This is a genomic window from Pedobacter sp. KBW06 (genome assembly GCF_003852525.1).
Taxonomy (GTDB): Bacteria; Bacteroidota; Bacteroidia; order Sphingobacteriales; family Sphingobacteriaceae; genus Pedobacter.
In genome coordinates, this window is sequence record NZ_QAJL01000001.1 from 2252262 (window position 1) to 2268686 (window position 16425).

Here is a 16425-nt window from a genome sequence, read left to right on the forward strand (position 1 = left end):
AGAAAATGAAAAGATATATAACAGCGGTAGCCCTGGCGGCTTTGACTTTAGGAAGCTGTACAAAACTGGATGTTGATGTAGAATCGCAATTAACAAAAGAAAACTTTCCGGCAACACCCGATGCCTATGTGGCTGCAACAGGTCCCGTTTATCAAAAATTTAATTCGGGCTTCGGTGTCGATATATGGAGGATGTACGAACTGACAACTGACGAAGCCATCATTACCGCACGAAACGGAGGCTATTATGATCAGGGAAGGTATCAGACCCTGCACAAACACAACTGGTTACCGGATCATCCGATCATTCTAAGTGCATGGCAATGGGGATATGCCGGAATAAGCGACTGTAACCGGGTAATCGATCTGTTTGATAAATCAGCGGATAGTCCTACAAAAACGCAGTTTTTAAGTGAAATACGTGCCATGCGCGCCTTGTATTATTTTTATGTGATGGACATGTTTGGCAATGTTCCAATTACCAGTTTTGGAACGGCAGAAAGTCCGAAGCAATCTACCCGTGCAGAAGTATTTGCATACATAGAGAAAGAGTTACTTGCGGTAGCTGAGGGCTTATCTTCGCCCAAAACGATTACTACAGAATCCTACGGCCGCCCAACGAAATGGATGGCCTATGCGTTATTGCAAAAACTGTACATCAATGCGGAACATTACATCGGAAAGCCCATGTATGCTGAATCCATTACCTATGGTGATAAAATTATTAACGGATCATCGATGGCACTGGTTAGCGACTACAACACACTCTTTTCGCCAACTAACGGACCAAACAGTGAAACCATTTTTGCTGCGATATACGATCCCAATTATTCGGGAGGTAATGCAATTACCCGTTTTACACTTCACAGTGCACTAAGGGCCAAGTATAATCTCCCTTTTAGCCCAAGTAATGCACAGTGTACCCTAAAGGAGTTTTATGATACTTTTAACCTGCCGGGAGACATCAGAAATACGACCTGGCTGGCGGGGAAACAGTTTCTTGCTGATGGAACTACTAAAATCCTAAATGGTTCGGCCCAACTTGATTTTACACCAGAGATCGTACTTACCAACACGGAAACTATGGATGTTGGCCCGGAAGTAAACGGGATATCCAGAGGTGTCAGATCCATCAAATTCTATCCTGATCCGAATACCAATAGCGGCACCAGATTCCAGGGCAATGACATGCCGATTTTCAGGCTTGCCGATGTATACCTGTTAAAAGCAGAGGCTTTATTGAGAACCGGTGGATCCATGACTGACGCAGTTGGGCTGGTAAATAAGGTTCGTGTTCGCGCGAAAGCCGGGGAAATTACCACCATTACCCTCGATGACATTCTGGAGGAAAGAGGACGAGAGATTGCCTGGGAAGGATGGCGCCGCAATGATTTAATCCGCTTCGGAAAGTACCAGGGCAAATGGGGTTTCAAAGCAGGCAATGAAGGTGCTTCCAGAGATATTTTTCCGATTCCGGCCACGGAACTGGTACTGAATAAAAACCTGAAACAAAATACCGGCTATTAACATGAAGAGAAGAGATTTTGTAAAAAGTACGGCGCTTACAGCAATAGGTGCAAGTATGCTTGCACCCCTGCAATCGCTTGCCGCCAATGCTGAGACACACCTGGAAAGTGAAGATGTAGCACCACGCAGTGAGTTAAAAGACGATTATCCCATTCATTTTATGGCGGTAGGCGATTGGGGACGCAATGGAGCTGATCATCAGAAACATGTGGCCACGCAAATGGGTAAATGGGCAACGGAAAATCCGAACGATTTTATTCTCTCCCTGGGTGATAACTTCTATCCAAAAGGAGTGACCAGCGAACATGACCCGCTATGGCATTATTCTTTTGAGAATATCTATACGGATTTTGCTTTGCAATGGGATTGGTATCCGATTCTTGGAAACCACGATTACATCTCAGATCCGGATGCACAGGTAAGGTATAGTAAGATCAGCAGAAGGTGGAAAATGCCTTCCCGGTACTACTCGAAAGAAGTGCCAATAAAAGGTGGCGGAAAACTGTTAATGGTTTTTATTGATACCTGTCCGCTGATACCTGAATTTCATACCAGCGAGCAATATCAGCCCTGGGTAAAAGATCAGCACCCTGAAACGCAGCTGAAATGGCTGGATGAAACCTTAAAAAATGCAAGCTCAGAAGTAAAATGGAAAATGGTGATGGGACATCACCCTATCTATACCGTTGGTCCCAGAATCAAGAACTATGATACCCTGGCGGTAAGAAAAGTACTCTCTGACATCTTTGAACGCAACAAAGTAGATGTTTACCTTTCCGGACACGACCATTCCCTGCAGCATCTTAGTACGGGAGGCTTTACCCAACAGTTTATTTCAGGTGCCGGTTCTGAGGTTACCCCTGTAACGCCCGGGATTCCCTACAGCAAGTTCGAAGCTGCTGAGTATGGTTTTATGTATTTTTCGGTAGATCAAACCCGCTTAAATGCGAAGATAATAGACCATACCGGAAAAAACATCTATGAAACTACTTTGAGGAAAGCTTAGTAACATTATTCCCAACATTGATCTTCGTCATCAATGTTGGGATTTTAGCTGCCGTTCAAGACCAGTATTGCATCCATCTATAGTTTAATCTATTTTTCGAAAAAATAAAAAGTTGATCTGCAAATGCCGGCAATGATATCGTAATGTCAAAGCAAACCATTACCTGATAAAAGATCATGAGCACAAACCATTTAAAGCGATCTTCTATATGACTTTCAAAACACCACTATCTGCTCTGAGACCAGCGCCGTTTGTGGCAACCGAAAGCGGACTGCACAGGTATACGGCCAGACTTGCAATTTCTTCAGGAGTGATAAATCGCTGTAGTAGCATATGTGGATTTGAATGCTGGATAATGGCATTTTTCATCTGTTCCACTTCCAGATTTTGTCCTGCTGCAATTTGCTCAACAGTCTTTGCTACCCCATCAGAATAAGTCGGTCCGCCTAAAATAGTATTTACGGTTACAGAGGTTCCTTTGGTCAGTTTAGATAAGCCGTTACTCAATGCGGACATGGCTGCTTTACTTGTTCCGTAATGGATCATGTTTTCAGGTATGTTTACACCTGATTCGCTGCTGATGAAAATAATTCTACCCCAATTTTTCTTAAGCATTTGGGGCAAAAGTTTTCTGGACAAGCGCATTCCGCTCATTAGGTTAATTTCAAAGTAGTTATACCAGTCTTCGTCGGTGGTTTCATAAAAATCACTTAGTCCAAAAATGCCTACATTATTGATGAGAATATCAATATCGTTCAGTTCTTCCAAAAGCTTCGTCACCTCTTCTTTTTTAGCAAAATCTGCAGCAATATCAGCTATTTCTGCATCCGGGAATTGTTGTTGAAGCTGTTCTTTGGCTAATTTTGTTGTTTCTGCATTTCGTCCGTTTAGGATAACCGAAGCCCCTTCCTGCAATAATAGTTGAGCTATTGCATATCCTATTCCCTGTGTTGAGCCGCTGATAAATGCCCTTTTTCCTCTAAGTTGTAAATCCATATTTTACTTTTGTAATGATTGTTCAAAAAATGAATAAAAAATTTTAATCCAGTATTTTAAGCTGCAGTTCTATCTGTGCTTTCAAAGTTTCCTTTTCAGGATAGATTCTCCGTAAAGAATTGATCCCGCACCAAAAGCTAATCAGATATTTTCCTAAAGTTTCTGCCGGAAGCACTGATTTTATATGTCCTTTTTCCTGTTCCTGCGCAATTACAGCAGTATAAAGTAGTTCTGTTTCTTTTAAGATCTGTATCGCTTCTGATTGCAACTCATCATCGATAAACGCCATTTCTATGACCGTATTTGCAATGATGCAACCTTTCTGATGTGCATTTTCATCTTCAGCAGCAAGAGCTAAAAAGAAATTCCTGATTAAGGTTATGGGTTGCTCAGTTTTACCTAACGTCTTTTTAAAGGACATCAATTCTTCTCTTCGCTGTTGTAATGCCTCTTTAAACAGCTGCTTTTTACCACCTTTAAAGGTATTATACAGACTTCCCGCGCCGGCACCAGTGGCATTGCTCAGGTCTGCCAGTGAGGTAGCGTTATAGCCCTTTTTCCAGAATATCTCCTGCGCTTTCAAAACCAGTTCTTTGTCCTGATGAATGTTTGGTCTTCCCTTCATTTTATTATTGTAATAATCATTACAATAATAGTAAAAATTATTTAAACCTGAACTTCTGTAGAATTACATAAAAATCAGCTTGATAAAGACATCGTACTATTGACCTTGTACTGTTTCAGCATATTTTGCAAATCAGCAATATAAACTTCCAGTTCTTGTTTGGTATCTGCACTTAACCGTACCTGGGTTGCAAACCTGTATTTACGGGACCGCTTTCCATCTTTTGTCTCTATCTGAAAACACCCGGAATATCCGCTTTGCCGAATGGCAGTTTCTATGGAGAAAACAACCATATCAATATCTGACAGCGCATAGGAACCACCCAACAAGCTGTTCACCTTAAGCCGTTGATTTTTGATGCTAAAAGGTTTCGGATTAATACCCAGTTTTCTGAGTATCCATAGGAGCAATTGAATACCTGCGAGGAGAAATACAGGAACCCATATCATCCAGCCATACGTGCTGGAATAGGAAGTTTTCGCAGTAATCAGTTCCGTACTTTTGACCTTTGCCATATGATCTGTGCGGACAAGCTTGCGAATATCATCTGTACGGATTTCCGGGGAGAGCAACTGATCAACGGTTGCCTGATCAGTAATGCGATAAATGGTCTGGCCAATCAGCTGAGTATCGCCTAGCTGGTCAAAGTAATACCAGGTACTGCCATTTTTCCAAACCGATCCGGAAGTACCATTGACCATACCAATTTTCTCCCAGGTGCCGGTACCGGGCTCATCCAGTCTATAGATGCTGGTGGACCTGGATCTCAGTCCCGGGCTTTTGTTGTTACCCCATACTTCACTGGTCTGTGTGTATAGAATTTGCTTGCCATCAGAAAAAACCAGCGGTGCAATTTCTGTAAATTTCCCGGTGTTGAATGGATTGTCCTCAATCCTCAAGACCTTTCTTTTTTTAGTATCAAAGTAGAAGACCCCATCTTTACTCAGAAATAGTGCATGATAAATATGTCCGCCGTTCAGAGACAATATACGATAGGGACTATGCTGTTTTTCGAAAGCAATATCATTGACATAGACCATACCTTCTTTGGGGTCTATGAGGTAATTTTCCTGGTTTTGGGCATCAATAACAATCGCATATAAACCCGGATGATCTTTGAGCGGTAGTCTGGTATTTTCGTAATACACATGCTGACCATCTGCCATATAGCGCTCGCTTTCACGGGTATCGCCATCGTTGTACAATTTTGGGATCTGTCTGAGGTGTTCCGGATTGGCCTGGGGAAGAATTTTGCCCTCGTAATAAGACAAGGTTCCGTTAGTCGCTACTTCCGTTTTCAGGATGGCACGATAAGGGTTTGCGCCGGCCTCCAGTTTAAAGAAGGGATAAATATAGGTTTGGGGCTTATCTCCAATTCCAAAGCCATATTGCATTCGTTGGCTTAATTCTGAGACAATAGATAAGTCCTTATTGCCAACACTCATCGAGGCACAATAGCAGGTTTGCCTGCCATCGGTAAAATAATCATTGCCAATTGCTTTAGCTGTAGATGGATTAAAATCTTTGACGATCAGATTTCCGCAGTAGGCGTGGTTTTTATCTACACCAAATTGACCGTTTCGGTAGCTATCATCCAGTAATCTAAAGCTATTGGCATCCGCTTCCCTGATCAGGTAATCACCATTACTTGGCACGGATGCATACACCTGGTTCTGATAACGAAGGTATATACCTCCTATCTTCTGTCCGTCGTGATCCAGGTCTATGCTAGCCGGACCTCTGGATTCCGATAGCAGCATGGATGTGATCAGTGCCAATGAAAATACGAAGGCAACAATAGCTACCGTTATGGCTACACGCTTAATCATGTTCAGGTTCATGCTTTGTTGATCAATAAACTACGATTCTATACCATTAAAGACGATCAACCTACGGAAACACCAACCCCTTAATTGTCTTTTAAACTTACTTCTTTTTTCTCGCCATCTTTGTCTATCGTCACCTCTTTCTCTATGTTCGCTTTGTCCCGGTAGCTTTGTCTGGCTGAGCCGTAATTTGTACTGGAACCGGTGTATCCCCAATAATTGTAATAATTGGTATAACCGGAAACATAAGAATAGTTGTAAGAGTTGGTGAAATCAAAACTGGCCATGACCACATAAGTTCCCGGCATCAGGTCGGCGAATTCAAAATGCCCTTCATCATCATAAACTTTCGCTTTTTTGACGCAGGCGCCAAATTTCGAATCCAGCGGAACTTCCGGCATTTTTCCCTGTTTCTTGATTTTTTTATTTACCGAAGTCCATTCCTCGTAGTAAGCTGAACTTGGAAAAAGTGTGATTTCTGTACCCTTAGGTGCAAACTGTTTTTTCGCCGTGTTGACCAGGCCTCCAAGTTTTTTACCTGAATTTGATCTGGCAAAGGCGGTTCCGATAATGACACTATTTCCTTTTGTGATTTGCTGAGCCGCCTGTTCTTTATTGAACTTGTTTTTGATGGGTTGATAGTCGATTTCTTCATTTACACAAATTTCCCACATTCCCTTTCCCATCGACATTTCTCTTTGCCATAGGCGACGGTCTTTCTTATCAATCACATAATTGTAAATGGCGCCGGTACTTTGTTCCAGTACCGTTGCTAACCAGGTATCATGTTTTCCCGTTCTCGGCGACCAATAGCTATAGCTTTTCACCTCTTTTATGATATAATTGGTGATTAAGGTATCAGAATTATTATCATAGTAGAACTCCGGGATGACTGCTTTGTAGCCTACATCCAGCGGTAAGGTGGTAAACATATGTTCGGCCAGATTGAAATCGATAAATTGACCTTTCGGGCTCAGGTTCAATTGTTTGTTCTTTTTATCTTTCTTGGAATAATAGCTCCCTTTTATTGTTTCTCCAAAATCCAGGTCCAGTTTACTTTTTGTACCCTCCGATTTATAACTAATGGATTTCAGGGTTTTCGCATCGGCAACAGAGGTTCGTACGGTAGTCCACTCATTGTTCTTCTCTGTGTATTTATAAAACAAATTTATCTTGTTATCGGAAAAAGAGATGTCATAAGCCATCGTTCCCTGTTTTGCCCAGCTGGTATCTTTCACGTAGTAAACTGTATACAGGGACTTTTCAGGCTTTAAGTAAGCCGTTTTGATTTCGGGACTGCCGGGAACAATCGTTTTTTGAGAAAAAGCAATAAAAGGGAGCAGGTTAAGCAATAAAATAAGGATACGTATTTTCATTTACATTAGACGATAAAAGGATTAAAGATAGATTGATCTCTTTCGTTCAATTTTTTATCGAAGGTAATGATGCAGAACAATTAAAACAAATACCTAAGGCCTCGAAACATTTAATCCATTACGCAGATGATTGGTTTTTAAGTACCTGATCAGTGCTTCCGGATGGTCGGTCTGAACACCCTGAACTCCTTTATCCATTGCAGCTTTCCATTTTACGGGATCTTCATCAGCCATTTGAACATCTAAATAGACAGACAATCCCTTTTCCCGAATGGCGGTCATAAGCCCCGGATCAGGAATGCGATCGGTTGCTTCCAATGGCATTTTATCGAGAAAAGAATTCAATTCTTCTTTCGTTTTGATATGCTTCGGCAGACCAGACATCAGCGGCATCTGTGGAGCAATGGCTCTCCATGATTCATGTTGTGCTGTTTTATTGATATAAACCAGCACCTGCTTTTCCATGCCCGCAGCTTTAATTTCTGCATAGGCCTGAGCCACATCAGCTTCTTTAAAGTCCAGGTAAATGTTGATCCTGTTTTTGCAGGCATTTAAGGCTTCCTTAAAAAGAGGTAGTTTATAGGTCTGGCCATCCTTGGCGTTCAAGCTCAGTTTTTCCAGTTCATCCAGATTCAAATCCTGAACCTTGCCTTTACCATTGGTCATATGATCTATGGTTTCATTGTGCATTAAAACCAGATGACCATCACGGGTGGTACGAAGGTCTATTTCTACATAATCAACACCAAGGTCTATGGCTTCTTCAATGGAGGCAATGCTATTTTCCGGTTTGATCAGATGGCTTCCGCGGTGAGCAATTACGATAAAGCCATTTTTACATTGGGGAAGCGGCGCTAATGGCCGCTGCCCAAATGCGATCAAAACAAAACAGCTAAAAAAGAGCGTCAGCAAATTTGTTTTGCGATTCATCATCTAAATAATTATTGCTTTGCAGCAGGGTTCATGTCTGTAAATTCTGCTGCGTTTTCTCTGCCTGATTTTTTAAGGGAAAAAGCGTCAAATAATTCTCCGGAGGTCTTGTAAGCTTCAAACTTCAGCTTTCCGCCATCAACATGAATCACCTGGAACAACTGTGTGTTTTCCAGGGAAACATTCATCCATTTGGCACCGTCTACCTTATACATTTTAGGTCCGGCAACAGAAACCAGGTATACCGGTCCGCTGGCTTCTCTGCCCGACAATCCACGTGGGAGGTTTTGTCCGCGGCTGTAGGTATGGTCATGTCCCTGCAACACCAGGTCGATGTGGTATTTATCAAACAAAGGCTTGAAGCGGTCTCTGAATTCTTTATTATCCCTGCTTTTGGCAGTAGAAAAGATCGGGTGGTGAAAAGTAATCACGGTCCATAGTTTCGTGTTTTCTTTCAACACCTTTTCCAGCCATTCATACTGAATCTTTGCCGAAGCCTCGTCCAGAATAATCATTTGAGAATCCAGGGAGATCACACGTACATTCTGATAATCGATGTAATAAACAGATTCTTCCAGTCCTGCCGGACCATGACCTGGCAAGGTATATTGTACACCCCAGTGTGGATCGAGGATCAGTTTTCTTTTCTCATCACGTACATATTCATGATTTCCCGGAGAAGGCATACTTGGCACCATTCCGTTGATAAAACCACCACCATAATGCCATTCTCCCCATTCCTGATCATTGTTGGAACGGTTGATCAAATCGCCGGTATGAATGATAAATCTTGCATCCGGTTCATGAGAAAATGCCCTGCGGATTACACGTGACCATTTCGAACGGATGTCGTTCTGTGCATCTCCCAGATAAATGAAAGAAAAAGGTTTATCCTGATCAGATGCAGTGGTAAACTGAAACCATTCACTCCAATGCTCGCCAGCCCCTACCCGGTAAGCATATACCGTAGCCGGCTTCAGGTTGTTAAAAGTAACATTATGGTACTTTGCAGTTGCATAGTTTTTACCGCCGGATAACAAACGGGAATCTGCATCATAAGTGGTAATTGCATCTTCCAGCGCCGGACTGGAGTCTTCGGCTTTAATCTGTGCTTTGGACCCTGTAATGGTCGTATCCGTACGCCAGGTTACCGTCTGACTGGTGGCCGTATTTCCTTTCCAGGTTAAGATGACCCGGTCCGGAAAAGGGTTAGGATTAAAATCCTGCGCCTGTGTATTCGTGAAAGCGGCAACAACCAGCAATGCAGCAACGTATATAGATTTGTTTAAAATGTTCATATGTTATTTAAATTATTTCAGGGACCACATTAATGTAGTTTCTTTATCTGGACCAAAAACAGCAACTGCTTTCTGGTAATTCAGTTTATTTTTTGCGCTTTCAGAATCCGGGAAAACATACCGTTTAGGAATTCCTCTACCCGCAGCCAAAGGGCCGGTAACGAAAGCAGGGTAACCGGTACGACGCTGATCGAACCATCCCTCTGATCCCTTGAACAGCATCGCCATCCATTTCTGCGTGATCAGTTGTTCCAGCGTACCATCATACTTCACCACAGACTGGTCAAAATAAGTTGGCGCGGCAGTAATTCCATAGCTGGTCATCGACTCTCTGATTCCTTTATAATACAGGGATTCTGCAGTTTCTCCCGGCACGGTGATTTTACCTTTCTGTACTGCTTCTGCCAGAATAAAGCATTGCTCGGTATAGGTCAGCAGGCTGGCTTTCAATAAAGGATTGGCCGAACCACCATTTTTTCTGAAGAAAGCAGCAGAGAAAACAGAGACATGATCCTCTCCCCCATTGTATGACGAGGGGGCATCAATGGCATTTGGTACGCCAACATATTTATTAAGATCGACCGTTGAACCTACAGTACTTTTAACCGGCTCTACCCAAACCGCCAATCTTGGATCATTTCTTTGGATCAGGCGGTCTACCAGTTCTTTACTCACTTTCGTTTTTTGATAGTCGAAATCGATCATGGCCAGAGGGCCACCTGGCCAGCTATACCCGGCTAAATTTCCCAGATAGGCGATTTCAGCATTGTCTGCACTGCTTTCAAAAACAGGATAAGCCGTCTTGTCGCTGATGATGGTTTGCATTTCCGTAAATGCAGGAGCATAAGCTTTGGAAATGCGCAGCAACATTCTCAAGCGCAAAGTATTGGCAAACTTACGCCATTGCAGGGCTTTGCCTTTAAACATGACATCGCCTTTGGCATTAATCTCCTCTGTGCTTCCTTTTAAAAGTTCATTAGCCTCGCTCAGTTCTCTCAATAAATCAGGATAGATCATCTGTTGTTGGTCGTACTCCGGATAAATCAGGTTACTTTCTTTCGATTTCAATGCCTGGCTATATGGAACATCTCCATACAGATCCGTCAGGTAAGCGAAATTAAAAGCTTTCATAATCTTGCTGATCGCAACATATTGCTTTTCAGAGCGCTTCTCTGCTGTTTCCAGCAAGGTTTTATTGACCGATAAACGGGCATAGATATCATCCCAGTCTACCGGACCCCAGTCTAACAAATCATAGCCTGTATTACGAACCAGCGTTAAATATCTTGCAGCAGATGCAGGTCTTCTGCCTACGGCATTTTCCTGGTAAGCGTAAGCCGTAGACAAGAGCACATCAGACATCAGGAACTCTGTGTTGGTTGTTTCCGGAGAATTTGGATTGGTATTGATATCTTTAAAATCTTTGGTGCAGGCAGCAAGCATAGCCATAGACAACACCAGGATAGTTTTGTAATTGAATTTCATTTTTATGGGATTAAAAATTGCAACTTAATTTAAAGCCAAAAGAACGTGTCCCCGGCAATGTCCAGTGCCCGACACCCAGCTTAAAGCCTTCGGTCACACTCATTGTTGTTTCAGGATCGTAGCCCAGTCCATTGGCAGTCCAGGTATATAAATTTCTACCGATCAATGAAATGGACAGATTGCTGACCGGAAGTTTACCCAATGCTTTTTTACCAAATACATAGGTTAACGAAGCTTCCCTCAGTTTCAGGAAAGTGGCCGAATAGGTTAAGCGCTCGTAATATTTGTTATAGGTGTTATTGTAAAAATCAGAAGCGGCAATGATGACCTTATTCTCACTGAAAGTACCATCGCCATTTGCGATATAACCCGGAATGATCATCCCGTCATTTCTTTTTAGCCCTTGTGAATCTACCCATGGCAAGCCCCCGCTTTGTGCATCCCTCCCTACAAGTGTATTGTCAGTTAAACCTGAATTGATCAGACTTTTAACTACATAAGAATAGAAATTACCGCCCTTACGCCAGTCTAAAAGAAAATTAAGTGTCAGGTTTTTATAGCTGAACGTATTGTTCAGACCTACCGTAAAATCAGGATTGTAGTTTCCGACTTTCAGGTATTCAGCGTTATTCCGGATATAGTGACCTGTTTTGTCCAGTAAAGCTGCTCCGGCATATGGTCCGGTTGGTACTTTGGTATAACTTGGTGTATAGAAATCTCCTATTTTAGTCCCTTCTTTAATTAAATAACGAATGTTATCCCCATCGGCACTGCCCATAGAGTATTCCGGTAAACCTTGCATTAAAGAGATGACCTTATTTTCATTCTTTGTGAAGTTTGCATTGATCTCCCACTTAAATGTACCCTGAACCGGAATGGCATTTAAGCCGATTTCCCATCCGCTGTTCTGGATGTTTCCGGCATTGATTAAACGATTCGAAGCACCCGAAGCAATGGTAGTTGGAATGTTGATGATCTGGTTTCTTTTATTGGTTTTATACCAGGTCACATCCAGACCTAACCTGTTGTTGAAAAAGCGCAGATCTCCACCGAACTCATAGGAAGTTGCGATTTCAGGTTTTAGGAAATTGTTTTTCAGGTTAAATTCGATGGTCGCTCTTTTCACATCTCCCCAATCCTGGTTAAAAGGAATGGTATTGTAGAGCTGATAGGGATCAGTATCACTACCTACCTGTGCCCAGTTGGCTCTGATTTTGGCAAATGACAAGACATCAGACTTAACTTTCAGCAGCTCTGTTAGAACAGTACTTAATGAAACTGAAGGATAGAAATAGGAATTATTTTGTGCCGGTAAAGTACTTGACCAGTCGTTCCTGCCCGTTACATCCAAAAATACCATGTCTTTAAATGCGGCCTGCCCCATTCCATATAAACTGTTGATGCGTTTACGGGAGTTGTATTGTGAATTTGTGATCGTTCCTGCACGGGCATTGTTGATGTTATAAATTCCCGGGATACTCAGACTTTCGGTACGCTGAGCGGTACTTCTGTTTGTCTGATCCATTTGATTTCCTCCAACTGATAAGCCAAAAGACCAGTCCTGGTTCAGGATTTTCTTATAGCTAAGCAGGAAATCTGTATTCTGTTCTTTGAAGTAAGAATTGTCTACGCCATAACCACCGAATTTAAATCGTTTGGAGCTAAAAGGGCGTTTGGTTTCATGTTCTTCATTGTACATATCAAGTCCGGTACGTACCATTAAGCTCAGGTCTTTGGTAATATCGAATACCGCTTGTACGCTTCCCGTTAAACGGTTTCTGTCGTAACCATTGGTATGTTCATTGGCCACAAAATATGGGTTATCAGAATCATCCGGAGAAAACTGCTCCAGGTTCTCTCTGCCTGGTTTCCAGTAATTCTTCAAATCTTTGATGCTCATATTGGAAGGCATGGAATACACCATCTGGGTTACACTTTCTCTGTAAGCTGAAGGGCGGTTATCACTTTTATTATTGACATAGCCCAGGTTTGTACTGATTTTCACCTTCGGGTGCAATACATAAGTTGCTGCCAGGTTAAGAGTGTTTCTGCTCAGGTCTGTATTGGGTACAATACCTTTATTAGACATATTGGTATAGGACAACCTGTAATTACCATCGGCATTTTTACCCGTGATGGCAATGTTATTCGTATAAGTGGCACCGGTTCTATAAAAATCTTTGGCATTGTCAGGATGCGAGACCCAGTCGGTCGGGATGGGCTTACCATTCACATCCAGCGGGCTGTTCCATTGCAGGTGTTTGGTTCCTGCATTCAGGCGCGGGCCCCAGGCAGATGATGTATTTGATGCCGGATCATCGGTATATTCTCCTGCTCCAAACTGGTTCTGGAAATGTGGGAACAACCAGGCCTGATCGTACATCGCATTGGAATTAAAGCTAACTCCAAAACCTTTCTTCCCTGAGGAACCACTTTTTGTGGTGATCAGGACTACCCCACTTCCAGCCCTGCTGCCATATAAAGCAGCAGCACTTGCTCCTTTTAAAATACTGATGCTCTCAATATCGTCGGGACTGATGTCGGAAACCGGACTTCCATAATCTACAGAAGAGCGGCCTACCTCTGATGTTGCGCGCAGGGAATGTGCCACAGGGACACCATCCACTACAAACAGCGGTTGATTATCCGTCGCGATTGATGATTGTCCGCGGATGGTAATCATTGCAGTGGCTCCGGGATCAGAACCTGTACTTACTACATTTACCCCTGCAACTTTTCCGGCAAGAGAATTCACCACGTTTACTTCTTTTACGGTATTCAGATCGCTCCCTTTTACTGTTGAAATAGAATAACCAAGTGCTTTTTCCGAACGTTTAATTCCCAAAGCGGTAACCACTACTTCAGATAAAGCTTTTTGATCAGGAACCAGGCTAACGTTAACCAGGGTTTCATCATTCAGGCTGAATTCTTTAGTTTGGTAACCCATCATTCTAAAAAGAAGGGTTGTCGGTACGGCATTTACATTCAAACTGTAATCACCGGTCAAATTGGTTGTGGTGGCGTTACCACTACCTTTTTCAATTACATTTACTCCTGGTACCGGCAAACCTTTTTCATCAGTCACCTTACCTTTAATCCGGACTGCTTTTTTAATAATGACCTGGTTGTGCTGAACTACATAAGTTAATTGCATAGGAATCAGCAGGCGGTTAAGCAATGTGCTTACCATTTCGTTTTCTGCTTTAAAAGATTCCACTCTTTTGTTCAAGACTGCATCCTTATTGGTGTAAACAAAGGACAGGTTGGTTTTCTTTTCTATGCTTTTCAGCAATTCTGTTAAAGTGCCGTTTTTAAAATTGAAGCTTATCCTGCTGTTTACTTCCTGCGCTTTTAACGGCGATGCCTGCCCGCTGAAGAGCATCAAAGAAAGCATAAAATAAATGAGGGTAAAAAAACGCATTACTTTAAAAATTAATTGATTAGTCACTACGGACTTTTTCATAACTTTGTGTGTTTTAATCATTGATGGGTTAAAATAAAATTGAAAATCATTAGCCGGAGCATGCGTCAACATGTTTCGGCTTTTTCTTTATAGTTGTCTAATTACATTTACCTCCTTTTATATAAATGGTCTGTTTGTTTATTGTATAATGGATATCTAAGGTCATTTGAATCGTTTGCAGCACTTCATTCAGGCTGACATTGGCAAATTTGGCAGTGAGTTTACAGCCTTTGAAAGATTGGTCAGCAATGATTTTTACCGCGTATTTCCTTTCTATCACTTCAAAAACTTCTTTAACCGGCATTTGATCGAAAACCATCTTTCCTTCTCTCCAGTTAATGGCCGTCCGGGCATCTTCGATATTTTCCAGCTGTAGTTTAGCAGGATTTAGACCAGACACCACCTTTTGGTTGGGCAGCAAATAAACCGCGGCCGACTGTCTTCCTGCAGAATCTCTGGAAACGGCAACCTTACCTGTAAGCACCGTTACTTCGGCCGGATGCCCTTCCCATGCCCGGATATTGAAACTTGTGCCGAGTACCTTTGTCTGCAGGTTTAAACTGTGTACAATAAATGGATGTTGGGGATCGCGTTTTACATCGAAGAAGGCTTCTCCTTTAAGCTTTACTGTTCTTAAAGCAGCATGTTCCAGGTTCTTTGGGAAACTGATGCTACTTCCGGAATTGAGCCAGATCTCCGTACTGTCGGGCAGGATGATGTTGATGACCTTTCCGGAACCCGCAGATTTAGTAATCCATGCAATTTCAGTGTTTTGTAATGCCGGTTGCTGTACTTTATAGGTATAGAAGAAGGTGAACAATGCCGTTGCGGCAAAAACAGCTGCTGCCGCTCCCCACCACAACTTAAGCTGAATGGTCTTTTTGGGTACCTCCGGAATTAATGAGGCCTGAATGGCAGTAAAGCTATTTTTCCATTCGTCATTTTCAGGCGGAGCAGCAGTATTTTCCCATAGCCATAAGGCCTGTTCCAGTTCCTGCCGGTTTTTAGGGTCTTTACTCAACCACTCTTGTATCTTTTCTTCCTCCTGTTTAATCTTCAGGACGTTGCCCCTGGCATTCTCCTTCGCGGATAAATAATCAAGTACAAATTTCCAGGTTTCTTGGTCCATTCCTATGCTTTTATAGATACAAGACAAGAAAGGAGGCCTGCACTACGGGCCGCAAAACGTTAACGTTATATTAAGAAATGATTAAGTGCGTTTTTATCGAAATTCTGCCTCGTTTTTCAGGACCCTCTCCTGTAAAAACTGAAAACCTTTAACCAGATGATCTTCTACCGTACGAACTGAAATATCCAGTAAATCGGCGATTTCCTTATAGCTGAAGCCATCAATCCGGTACATATAGAAAACCAGACGTCTGCGCTCCGGCATCTGGTCAATCAATTGATACAAGATCCGATTTCTGTCTTTGTCCTGATAATTCTGAGCAGGATCTGATGCTTCGTCCCAAACTTCCGGGACTTCTTCCTCATCGATATGCAGAAAATTTGTTTTGGAAGTTTTATGGTAATTGGTGGAGGCATTTTTTACAGCACGGAACAGGTAGGCTTTTTCATTCAGGATCTGAATGTTATTTTTCCAGATGGCGATAAATACATCGTTTAAAATCAGCTGGGCTTCTTCCGGGTCCTTTACCAGGTAGACTGCGTATTTCCGGAGTGTAGGATACATCCGACGGTAAAGATCTTCGAATGCTTTTCCATCGAAGTTATTTACAAAATCTCCGTTAAATCCGACCGTATTGTTTTCGCCCATAAAAGATGATGCGAAATTAGACCTGCCAAATGACAGACGTATTAACAAAATGTTAAATGAAGGGGGGATCAGAAGCCTATTCAGCATGCTTACAGGTTTTTCTGTAAGCATGCTGCT

The 16425-nt window shown here is 42.4% G+C and carries 12 protein-coding genes; 2 read left to right on the plus strand and 10 right to left on the minus strand.

Going from position 1 to position 16425, the window contains the following annotated elements; genetic code table 11:
• Positions 1-5 precede the first annotated feature (5 nt).
• On the plus strand, positions 6-1526 hold the full coding sequence (locus DBR43_RS09245; protein ID WP_124579993.1) for a RagB/SusD family nutrient uptake outer membrane protein: 1521 nt from the start codon (positions 6-8) through the stop codon (positions 1524-1526).
• A gap of 1 nt (position 1527) precedes the next feature.
• Positions 1528-2532 (plus strand): metallophosphoesterase, encoded by a 1005-nt coding sequence (locus DBR43_RS09250; protein WP_124579995.1) that lies wholly within the window; start codon positions 1528-1530, stop codon positions 2530-2532.
• A gap of 204 nt (positions 2533-2736) precedes the next feature.
• Here DBR43_RS09250 and DBR43_RS09255 read toward each other — a convergent pair whose 3' ends face one another.
• From DBR43_RS09255 to DBR43_RS09300, 10 genes are all read right to left on the minus strand, one after another.
• On the minus strand, positions 2737-3528 hold the full coding sequence (locus tag DBR43_RS09255) for an SDR family NAD(P)-dependent oxidoreductase (RefSeq protein WP_124579997.1): 792 nt from the start codon (positions 3526-3528) through the stop codon (positions 2737-2739).
• Positions 3529-3571: 43 nt separating this feature from the next.
• A complete protein-coding gene (locus DBR43_RS09260; protein ID WP_124579999.1) occupies positions 3572-4153 on the minus strand; it encodes a TetR/AcrR family transcriptional regulator in 582 nt (193 codons plus the stop codon).
• 74 nt (positions 4154-4227) lie between these two features.
• A complete protein-coding gene (locus tag DBR43_RS09265; RefSeq protein ID WP_124580001.1) occupies positions 4228-5994 on the minus strand; it encodes a DKNYY domain-containing protein in 1767 nt (588 codons plus the stop codon).
• A gap of 68 nt (positions 5995-6062) precedes the next feature.
• Positions 6063-7355, minus strand: coding sequence for a hypothetical protein (locus tag DBR43_RS09270; protein ID WP_124580003.1), 1293 nt, complete (start codon positions 7353-7355; stop codon positions 6063-6065).
• Positions 7356-7448: 93 nt separating this feature from the next.
• A complete protein-coding gene (locus tag DBR43_RS09275) occupies positions 7449-8288 on the minus strand; it encodes a glycerophosphodiester phosphodiesterase family protein (RefSeq protein WP_199756990.1) in 840 nt (279 codons plus the stop codon).
• An 8-nt stretch (positions 8289-8296) separates the two neighbouring features.
• Entirely contained in the window at positions 8297-9583 is a 1287-nt protein-coding gene (locus tag DBR43_RS09280) for a purple acid phosphatase family protein (protein ID WP_124580005.1), read from the minus strand.
• Between the two features lie 12 nt (positions 9584-9595).
• Complete coding sequence (locus tag DBR43_RS09285) at positions 9596-11068, minus strand: SusD/RagB family nutrient-binding outer membrane lipoprotein (protein ID WP_124580007.1); 1473 nt, start codon at positions 11066-11068, stop codon at positions 9596-9598.
• A gap of 10 nt (positions 11069-11078) precedes the next feature.
• Positions 11079-14531, minus strand: a complete 3453-nt coding sequence (locus tag DBR43_RS09290; RefSeq protein ID WP_158622463.1) for a SusC/RagA family TonB-linked outer membrane protein — start codon at positions 14529-14531, stop codon at positions 11079-11081.
• 97 nt (positions 14532-14628) lie between these two features.
• A complete protein-coding gene (locus DBR43_RS09295) occupies positions 14629-15660 on the minus strand; it encodes a FecR family protein (RefSeq protein ID WP_124580011.1) in 1032 nt (343 codons plus the stop codon).
• A gap of 93 nt (positions 15661-15753) precedes the next feature.
• Positions 15754-16395: an RNA polymerase sigma-70 factor gene (locus DBR43_RS09300; RefSeq protein ID WP_158622464.1), complete on the minus strand. Its 642-nt coding sequence runs from the start codon at positions 16393-16395 to the stop codon at positions 15754-15756.
• Positions 16396-16425 lie beyond the last annotated feature (30 nt).

Coding starts and splice junctions, on each gene's coding strand:
- DBR43_RS09290 (WP_158622463.1), bottom strand. CDS start 14,531: ATGAAAAAGTCCGTAGTGACTAATCAATTAATTTTTAAAGTAATGCGT.
- DBR43_RS09285 (WP_124580007.1), bottom strand. CDS start 11,068: ATGAAATTCAATTACAAAACTATCCTGGTGTTGTCTATGGCTATGCTT.
- DBR43_RS09260 (WP_124579999.1), bottom strand. CDS start 4,153: ATGAAGGGAAGACCAAACATTCATCAGGACAAAGAACTGGTTTTGAAA.
- DBR43_RS09245 (WP_124579993.1), top strand. CDS start 6: ATGAAAAGATATATAACAGCGGTAGCCCTGGCGGCTTTGACTTTAGGA.
- DBR43_RS09275 (WP_199756990.1), bottom strand. CDS start 8,288: ATGATGAATCGCAAAACAAATTTGCTGACGCTCTTTTTTAGCTGTTTT.
- DBR43_RS09270 (WP_124580003.1), bottom strand. CDS start 7,355: ATGAAAATACGTATCCTTATTTTATTGCTTAACCTGCTCCCTTTTATT.
- DBR43_RS09300 (WP_158622464.1), bottom strand. CDS start 16,395: ATGCTGAATAGGCTTCTGATCCCCCCTTCATTTAACATTTTGTTAATA.
- DBR43_RS09265 (WP_124580001.1), bottom strand. CDS start 5,994: ATGAACCTGAACATGATTAAGCGTGTAGCCATAACGGTAGCTATTGTT.
- DBR43_RS09255 (WP_124579997.1), bottom strand. CDS start 3,528: ATGGATTTACAACTTAGAGGAAAAAGGGCATTTATCAGCGGCTCAACA.
- DBR43_RS09295 (WP_124580011.1), bottom strand. CDS start 15,660: ATGGACCAAGAAACCTGGAAATTTGTACTTGATTATTTATCCGCGAAG.
- DBR43_RS09280 (WP_124580005.1), bottom strand. CDS start 9,583: ATGAACATTTTAAACAAATCTATATACGTTGCTGCATTGCTGGTTGTT.
- DBR43_RS09250 (WP_124579995.1), top strand. CDS start 1,528: ATGAAGAGAAGAGATTTTGTAAAAAGTACGGCGCTTACAGCAATAGGT.